General features: G+C 44.5%; 10 protein-coding genes, 2 pseudogenes and 1 other annotated feature. Of the genes and pseudogenes, 2 read left to right on the top strand and 10 right to left on the bottom strand.

What is annotated here, in order from left to right; genetic code table 11:
* A partial coding sequence (locus B4C70_RS08810; protein ID WP_414654457.1) for a hypothetical protein occupies positions 1–203 on the bottom strand: 203 nt, incomplete at its 3' end.
* Positions 204–494: 291 nt separating this feature from the next.
* Between B4C70_RS08810 and B4C70_RS08805 the strand changes: the two genes are divergently transcribed.
* On the top strand, positions 495–827 hold the full coding sequence (locus B4C70_RS08805) for a zinc-binding dehydrogenase (RefSeq protein ID WP_290778553.1): 333 nt from the start codon (positions 495–497) through the stop codon (positions 825–827).
* Between the two features lie 424 nt (positions 828–1,251).
* Here B4C70_RS08805 and B4C70_RS08800 read toward each other — a convergent pair whose 3' ends face one another.
* The 9 genes and pseudogenes from B4C70_RS08800 to B4C70_RS08760 all read right to left on the bottom strand — a co-directional run bounded on the left by B4C70_RS08800 (position 1,252) and on the right by B4C70_RS08760 (position 7,435).
* Entirely contained in the window at positions 1,252–1,605 is a 354-nt protein-coding gene (locus tag B4C70_RS08800; protein ID WP_290778550.1) for a hypothetical protein, read from the bottom strand.
* 163 nt (positions 1,606–1,768) lie between these two features.
* Entirely contained in the window at positions 1,769–2,221 is a 453-nt protein-coding gene (locus B4C70_RS08795) for a GNAT family N-acetyltransferase (RefSeq protein WP_035408230.1), read from the bottom strand.
* A gap of 214 nt (positions 2,222–2,435) precedes the next feature.
* The gene (locus B4C70_RS08790) at positions 2,436–3,608 is read right to left on the bottom strand and encodes a hypothetical protein (protein WP_290778547.1); all 1,173 of its coding nucleotides are present in this window, start codon (positions 3,606–3,608) and stop codon (positions 2,436–2,438) included.
* 37 nt (positions 3,609–3,645) lie between these two features.
* The gene (locus tag B4C70_RS08785; protein ID WP_290778544.1) at positions 3,646–3,984 is read right to left on the bottom strand and encodes a hypothetical protein; all 339 of its coding nucleotides are present in this window, start codon (positions 3,982–3,984) and stop codon (positions 3,646–3,648) included.
* Between the two features lie 18 nt (positions 3,985–4,002).
* Positions 4,003–4,284 (bottom strand): hypothetical protein, encoded by a 282-nt coding sequence (locus B4C70_RS08780; protein ID WP_290778541.1) that lies wholly within the window; start codon positions 4,282–4,284, stop codon positions 4,003–4,005.
* Between the two features lie 33 nt (positions 4,285–4,317).
* Complete coding sequence (locus tag B4C70_RS08775) at positions 4,318–4,722, bottom strand: hypothetical protein (RefSeq protein ID WP_290778538.1); 405 nt, start codon at positions 4,720–4,722, stop codon at positions 4,318–4,320.
* Between the two features lie 256 nt (positions 4,723–4,978).
* Positions 4,979–5,700 (bottom strand): annotated as a pseudogene (locus B4C70_RS08770) (DMT family transporter); the annotation flags it as partial.
* Positions 5,695–6,189 (bottom strand): annotated as a pseudogene (locus B4C70_RS08765) (GNAT family N-acetyltransferase); the annotation flags it as partial. The pseudogenes B4C70_RS08770 and B4C70_RS08765, both read right to left, overlap by 6 nt.
* Positions 6,190–6,208: 19 nt before the next feature.
* On the bottom strand, positions 6,209–7,435 hold the full coding sequence (locus B4C70_RS08760) for an MFS transporter (protein ID WP_290778535.1): 1,227 nt from the start codon (positions 7,433–7,435) through the stop codon (positions 6,209–6,211).
* A 66-nt stretch (positions 7,436–7,501) separates the two neighbouring features.
* Positions 7,502–7,758: a binding site (T-box leader), on the bottom strand.
* Positions 7,759–7,960: 202 nt separating this feature from the next.
* On the opposite strand from B4C70_RS08760, the gene B4C70_RS08755 reads away from it, so the two are divergent.
* Positions 7,961–8,341 (top strand): hypothetical protein (locus B4C70_RS08755; RefSeq protein ID WP_290778532.1); only part of this gene is annotated, 381 nt, incomplete at its 3' end.

Raw genomic sequence — 8,341 nt, 5'->3', positions numbered from 1 at the left:
GTTTTGCCATACACGATCGTATCCGTTGTGACGCGAATCTTTGTCAAAGCATACTGTTCGTCCGGTTTTTGTTCACTCGGAGCGACGAATAACGTGTCTCCTGTAATCTCTTCGACGACATGTGCATCGTTCTCGTGTGTACAGGAACCAAGCGGCATACAAAGGAATAGAATAAACGCGAAAAGCAAATGACGCGTCGGCATGAACCAGGCACCTACTTTCTCCAGTTAGTAAGGTTAGATGAAAACATATTATTAAATAAATTTTACCAGTTGTAACACAGATTGATTTAAATCAAAAAAATCTTTCTTGCTTTGAAATGAAAGGAATTCAGGCATAAACTACGTATGATTAATAAAATACCATCATCTCGATCAGAGGAGGAATTACGATAAAGCTAGCCATCTTTACCTGCTAAGAATCACTGGATGTTGTGCATATTAGAGTGATACCTCGTTTGGATCCGAAATCAACTGTAGTACTCATCAAAGTGTATGCATCTGTCGTCCACTTCAATCTTGATTTACGTTGCATCGTGCGCTGCAGGAACGGCTGCTGTTCTAATCGCAAAAGCAAAAGGGCTGCAGGTGACGGCTGTCTGTAATGGACAAAATGCGGAGCGGGTCAAAGCGCTCGGTGCCGATCACGTCATCGATTATACAAAGGACGGCTACGATGGATTGTTGCTGAAGTACGATGCCGTCTTCGATGCGTCTGGAAAGATTAATAAGACGAAAGCGAAACGGCACGTCAAACAAAACAAGTCTTTGCATCCGTCGCGGGGTAAGGCATGGCGAGATAACGGAAAGAAGATATACACTGTTTGAATAAACTGTTTGAAGCGGGACGATTTAGAGCCGTCACGACCATATCTGTTCACTTGATGAAATCGTCGAAGCCCATCGATATGTTGACTCCGGACAAAAATTCGGTAACGTCGTCGTTTTAATTGCAGAAGAATTAAGTTGATTTAGTGGGTTGGACGTAACTGTTTTTGAGCATTCAGTGCTCGAAAGTAAGTTTGGAAATTACTAAGAAAACGTAAAAAAACTGACAACGTCTACCATACATGATGTCATGTAAAGAAGCTTTCTCGATTGTATCGGGAAGGCTTCTGCTTTAATTTCGGATTGGTCAAAAAACGGTATTCATTGATTACAGACTTTTAAAGCGTCGCGATTTTTGACACCAGATGCAGAATGGAGTGAAACAACGAATGTTGAATCATTTTTCTTTATGACGGATGACACATTACACCAAGCTGAGTAATAGTTGAGGCTGTTGGGAGAGGAAGACATCGTTTTCGACGTAGCGATGATAAGACAATGACGAATCGTTCATATGAAAGAGCGTCAACTGTTGACTCTCGAAGTCGACTTCTTCAATGTAGACAAGTTCTGCAGCGTCACCGGAGTGATGGGGAAGAAGCAGTTTTAAGGATAGTCTCTCCCGTAAAGCAATGAATAACATAACTTCCATTTTATAAGTCGCCGAAATGGAAGAATCATTGTGAAGAATAACGGATGAATCGATGGAGAGGCAAATAAGCGGATTCATAGTAGATAACGACACCGGATGAGTGATTTCTTTTTGAAGGTGCTGCATGATGGACCTCCTTATAATAAGAACGTATGTTCATATTATGGGGGATGAATCCATTTTTTGCAATCCTATATAACGTTAATAGCCTCATGATGTCTCATTCATAATCGTTCGAGTTTCACTGTGAGATAGCGGAATCTACTTTTCGAAAAGAATGCTGAAATTCTTATATATCTTGCGATAACCGAATCATATCCGTGCACCGGATCCCGTTTTCGATGATCACCTCTTCATAGTGTCTCAAGAAGAAGTTTAAATCGACTCCAACGATTCTGAATCCACATTTTTGGTAAAGTGCTAGCTGTCCAATGCTTGAATTGCCCGTCCCGATTTCAACGGTCGTATACCCCAGTGTTTTCGCTGTGCGAATCGCATGTCGTAAAAGATTTTTTCCGATACCTTGTCCTTGATGCGACTCATCTACTGCGATATTTACGATTTCTATCGTTTGAGGCCTTGTCGGGAGAAGTACATATACACCAATCCATTGGTCATTCCTTTCAGCGACAAAACAATAACCTCTTTTTGCATAGCTTTCGACTAACTTTTGAGACGGGTCCGCTGCTAGCAAGAGGTCCATCGGTGGATTTTCATGGACGGATAATTGTCGGATGTTCATATTCATTCTCCTCACGGATCGATTGATATATGTTTGTCTTAGGCTTCAGTTTCACTCTGCTGCCACAATAGCTGATGTAGAAGCGTTACGAAAGAACCTGTGAACTTCTGTCCTTCTTAAGAATACAAAATAGCATGTAAGAAAAAAAGTCGTCATCCGTATCGAGTAACGGAAAACGACTTTCTTTTGTTAGATTAAGATCATGATCGTTTAGTTAGACGGGAGAAGCTTTACGACATGCAAGGTGGATTTTTTTCCCGTTCGTGATGGAGTAAGTGAGTTTCCCATCTTTCAGTAGAGGAAACGATACCAGCTCTTCAAAGTCCGTCAGAGGAGCGACGGTCTTCGCTTTTAAGTCCGCATATATCAACTGATTGATGCCTTCTCGGAAGACGATTTGTGTGTTCGAAAGGAATTGAATGCCGTTAATCAACGTCTGGGCACTGGAAGCAGAATAGTTCAGCGTCTTTTCGTCTAATCCGATGGGTTGGAATATGGCGTCGCCTTCTGTGCCGAGAGCGAAATAGGTGCCACTACGACTGAAATCAATTAATCCGGACATCTCTTTTTTGTAGGCACCATCCAGAGTTTCAAGCACACGGATGTTCTTTCCGTTGTTAAAGTGAGACGTGTATAAGGTCACGCCGTCATCGCTATCGCGGTGCTCGTATGTGAATAGACCGTCTCGTGTTTTTCCTGTTGTTAAGATGAAGGACTGGAGTGGTGTGATCTTTCCGGTTTTTAACGAATACGTCTTGATCGTGGAGACCGTTTTTTGTGCAGTCGCCTCTTGCGTGATCCAGGACGCACGAGTTGACGTGACATCGATTCTCGGAGGGGATGTATCGAAGCGACTTTCGCCTGTATCAAGTGTTTTCACTTGATTCGTCGTGATATTTAGTTGACGAATCGACCATTTCACACCGGTCTTTGTCGGCTGTTCCGTTTCGACCCATAGTAAAAACGCACCTGTACCCGTCATCATCGGGATTGCATTCTTCGTCGCATGAACAATTTTGTTATGCTGTCGTTTCGTATCGTATGTATAGATGACACTCTTGTTTTCTTGTAGGTCAAAGTAGAAGATCTGGTTTTGGTAGAAATACTGTGGATCGATCGAGACACGGTGTTTGCTCAGTAATGAAGAAAGGTCGTACGTTTTCGTTTGACCTAACGTGACGCGCTCCGTTTGCTTTTCTAATTCGATTGCTTGTTGGTTCTTGGAGTCGGTCGTTGCTTTCTTCAAGGAAGTGTTTACTTGTTCAGGTGACGCGATATTTTTTTGTGCTACACGCGGTGTCGCTTGTTCTTCCATCATGGTACAACCCGCTGTCGTCCAAACGATGGTCGAGAGGAAAAAGACGGATGCGAATCGATGTAATTTCATATCGGATAGCTCCTTCGAAGATTTTCGGAAATGTAGTTCATTGCTGTACCTCATGTGAAGAAGGACTCGAACGACGGGTGTGAAGAAATACGAGATACCACCACTTTAATGTGTAGGCGAATAAGAAGATACACATCCATGCCCACGATCGCAGTGTTGTCAATCCTTCGTAAAAATGTCTGAATTCTGTCATGTCAAGACGGTACAAAGAGTTCCAAATGAATAGTGCATACAGGAAAAGCATCGCTACCACCGCTCGGATCGACGCTTTTCTCAAGGCTGGATGCTTGATCGCGACGAAGATTGCACTGATAAGCGTGATGAAAAAGAATGCGTAGGAAAGTACCCACACCCACATGTCATTGGTTGGTCCCATATGTATTTTCCTCCTCAGTTAATCATGGATGCGTCTAGACGATCTTCTAAACAAAACAGAAAGAATGACATCAATCAGTAAGCCGATCAAGAACCAACTGATCAAGGTCAGGATGTAGATCAGAAAAAGTGGGACATGGAAGGAATCTAGCCACGTTCCAAGAAAGGATCGTGATTCGAGAAGCCAGAAAACAGGGCTCGTCAGAAACAACAAGATGTTTTTATCATCGTAGCCGAAGGCATTGAACAGACAGACAGCAAGTGAGAGCAAGGGTAGCCAGAGTCGAAAAACTTTACGCATTATTATTCATCTCCTGTTTGAGTGAGGTTGGTTTTATCGGACCTGAATCAAAAAGGCGGATAGACCGTCACCATGTTCGTTCCATCCGGCAACGACCTCATAGGTATACGTACCTTGAGCAGACGGTGCGCTAAGAATGTCGTTTTTTAATGAAACCTGTTCACTTTTCGTTTTCGAATCCCAGCGTACGACTTCGAGCGAATCGGGTTTACGATCAAACGAGAGATGAATTTTGTCAGAGGGTGAGACGATGACGGGTTTACTTTTTACAGTCATATGTAGCGCATCGACATAAACCATGTCCGCACATTGAGCGCTGAACATACTGGACCAGCAATAAGAACCTTGGACAGTCGGTATCGTTTTACCGTTTACTTCGACGTTTGGCTCATAGGGTTCAATTCGAAACGGTTCAAAATAGATGAAAAAAGCGATCATAGCGATCAAACAACCGATCAAGATGTATTTCAGAATAGGAGCACCTCCTTAAAAATAAGTATCGTAAAGTGAATAAGCTGATTATACTTAGCATATTTTTCCACGAGAAACAATTGAATCCCTTCTACTGGTGGATAGAGTTTCGGAGAAGTTGATATTATTGACTCATCCTTTAAAATAAAAAAAGACAGCGGTTCATGAGCGAATTCGCTGAACCTCTGTCCTTTTGATGGTCGACTATACAAACTGATTTGATTTAACCAATCTTGTCCGCCGTATCCGGTATGGCGTTTCTTCGTTGACGCGATACACCGATTCCTAAAGCAATAGCTGCTCCAAGACAACTCGATAAGCAGCCGAAGAGTAAATACAGAGAGGGTGTGGATTCGCCGATCATGACGGATGCGATTCCGCCGATGACGGGGAAGAGCGCGACCATATAGCCGCTCTTCGCACTACCAACCCGTTCGACGAGTTTCAGGTAAAACAGCCATGCGAGAAATGATGCGATCACGGTTAAATATAGTAAAGCAGAAAGATAGGTGACGGTTGTCGGGAGCGTGAGCGGTATTCCTTGGAACCAGACGATAGCGCCATCAGTAGACTCGCGACAGTGAATCCGATCGCATTGGCGTGAACCGGGTTGATTCGTTGCTTGGCGTTACGAGCCGAACTGGCGTCACCTACTGACGTCAATAGCGTGCCGACTAGAGCAATCAAGACACCTTTCAAATCGGTCAGTCCATGGATGCTGCTTAAACTCGGAACGATCAGGATACCGACACCGGTGATACCAAAACATCCGCCAATCCAGACACGAGCGTGAAGCTTCTCTTTTAAAAAGAGTCGCAGGGCAATCGGCGTCAGAATGACTTTGAGTGAGAAAATTAACGTCACGATGGCAGCAGAGCTTAATATTGTTGCGTAATAGAGACATAAGTAACTAAGTGCAAAGTTGCAGACACCAAACACGATGATGATCTTGTCAAACGAAACGCCATCGTACAATAAAGCATCAGGAATCATTTCAATGATTTGAAAACCGGCTTTCTTATAAGCCGCAATTGCTCGTGCATTGTGCGAAAACACTTCGAGTTCAAGTTGACCCAGCTGAAGTTCTTCGAAACAAAAACGAAAGATACACGCGATTGCCTCTGTCCCGTATCCTTGACCGGTCCAGGGGAGGGCACGCAGTGAAATCCGAAAGCCAGCGATTCCTGAATCCAAATCGATATCAAGAATCGAACACTCGCCAATCATCTCACCCGACGTCAGGCAAATTGCAAAATCATGACGCGTCGCATCAGCTTGAATCGAGAGAATATGCTGTTCAATCTGTTCGAGCGAAAACGTCGCTGTCGTTCCGGTCAGGTAACGTAATGTCTCATTTTGTGTTTGTTCGAATAAGACGTGCGCGTCCGTCACTTCAATCTGGCGTAAAAAAATTCGTTCTCCAGTCAACTGCATGAATATCTTCCTTTCCTTCTCATGACGAAAGTTTAATCGTTTCATCGGTTTCGGTCGTAAAATATTGACGTTTCGTTCGGTCTTGCACGATGAAGACGATCAAGCCACCAATCAGGAGGAAGCTAACTGAAGCAACGGTATACGTCAAGCGGATCGAGGTCTCGGCATATAGACCGATCAAGGCAGTCAGTAGAATGACACCAGTCGATTGTACAACGTGGATGCTACTGAGGAACCGTCCCATCAATTCGACCGGAATGTGTGTTTGAGCAAACGTCATGAAGCCAGTGTTTGCGAATGCAAGGGCAAAACTTAGCAAGAAAAAGCCGATCGCTGCAATCAAGAATGACGTCGCCGAGGCAAAGATCAAGTAACCGACAGGCGTCATCAGTGCCCCAAACTGGATCAAGAACCGGAGCGACAAGCGATGAGTAAAGGTTGCATTGACCGCGGAACCACAGATGATGCCGATTCCGGCGATACTGACGAGGAATCCATACGTACTCTCGTCCATCTGCAAAACGATCGTCGCAAACGAGGCTTCAAGCGAATCGAGTCCGCTCATCAAGACGATCATCAGCGCATAGAAGGCGTAGACGAGCGTGATGTAGCGCCGAGTCCGTGCAAACTGAAAGGTTTCTTTCCAGTCCTTAAGAATCACTCGGAGTGAGAAGGGGACTGCTGTAGTCGCCGCCAAGCGGACGTCAGGCAAGACGGACAATAGAGTGGCAGAACACAACAGTGCTCCCGCGTTGAGGACAATCGCCGTCTCAGGAGAACCGATTAAAAATAAAAAGCCGGCAATCGATGGTCCGAGAATGAAACCGGCCGACTGAATGAAATTCTTTAATGCATTGAACCGTTGGCGATTAGTCTCTGGCACGAGCTTCGTCATGTAGACCAATGAGGATGTCTCAAAAAGCGTGTTACCGATGTTCAAGATGAAGACGAGCGCATAAAGAACATACAATGAATCGATCAATGTCAGTGAAAAGACGAGCACGGCGCGCCCGACGTCAAGCATTACGAGCAAGCGACGTTGATTGATTCGATCGACGACACTGCCGGACCAAAGACTCGTCAACAGCGTGGAGATCGGTAACAGGACATAGAGAACGGAGACGGCGAACGCCGATCCCGTTCGTTCGAGGACGATTAAATTCAAGGCGATGAAGTAGACCCAAGCTCCAATGTTCGAGACACCGACACCAAGTAACAGCAATCCAGGGTATTTCCAATTCGACATATGACACACTCCTTTTTTTATTGTATTTTAAGCCAATAAAAAAAATCCCACCTCCAAGACGTTGGTCTTGGGGACGAGACTGTGCGTGTCGTGGTGCCACCCCTGTTCGCGAAACCGTCACCGGTACCGCCTTCATCGGTACGACCGCTTTTAAACGGCAAATACCTGAGCTCGATAACGGGAGCACCCGTCACGATATCCCCGATTCGGTTCCACCGTGCTGCTCAGAGGCTTGGTTCGGTCAATGACTTTTGCTCCTTCCCACCAATCGGAGCTCTCTAGGAAAAGTCGAAATGACGTACTGTTCTCTTCAATGCGTTTGATTCATATGATTTGTCTCATCCTAGCATATGCCAAATGATACCGTAAAGAATTTTTATCATTTTTTTACAATCGTTGAAAAAAGTACATAGGTATCAAAATTTGAAAAATGGTAAAAGTGGTAAAATATGTAACATGCTATATGTTACATTGTCTTAGTTATGTGTTCACTTTCAAGAAAGGTATATGAAAGGTGGGAAAAAAGTGAAACATTTGATTTTTTTCATATCTCCACTCCTGATTCTTAGCGGAGCTGTCTTTTTTACGACGTTCCATCCGATCGAGCAAGCAATCTATTTCTTAATCTTATTTTTACTGACCTGTCTGTCAGCGATGACAGTAGTGGAGCGTCTTGTCAAACATCATGATGTGATCCGGCGACTGAACACGATCCATCCACTTATCGGGATCGTACTGGGTACCCTCATGCTTGCCGTATTCATTGGTAGTATCTTGTGGCTAGCACCTTCACTAACGCACACAAGTCCCATCGGTCTTCTCGTCTCGTTCCTCTTCATGTATGGCGGAATCTTAGTCCTCGGCTTCATCGTCAGTTGTTTCTTCGAAGGCATCACGCGACAAACG

Origin of the sequence: Exiguobacterium sp. UBA5002, assembly GCF_002396765.1 — a bacterium.
Classification (GTDB): domain Bacteria; phylum Bacillota; class Bacilli; order Exiguobacteriales; family Exiguobacteriaceae; genus Exiguobacterium_A.
This window is presented reverse-complemented; position numbering and strand designations above follow the sequence as displayed.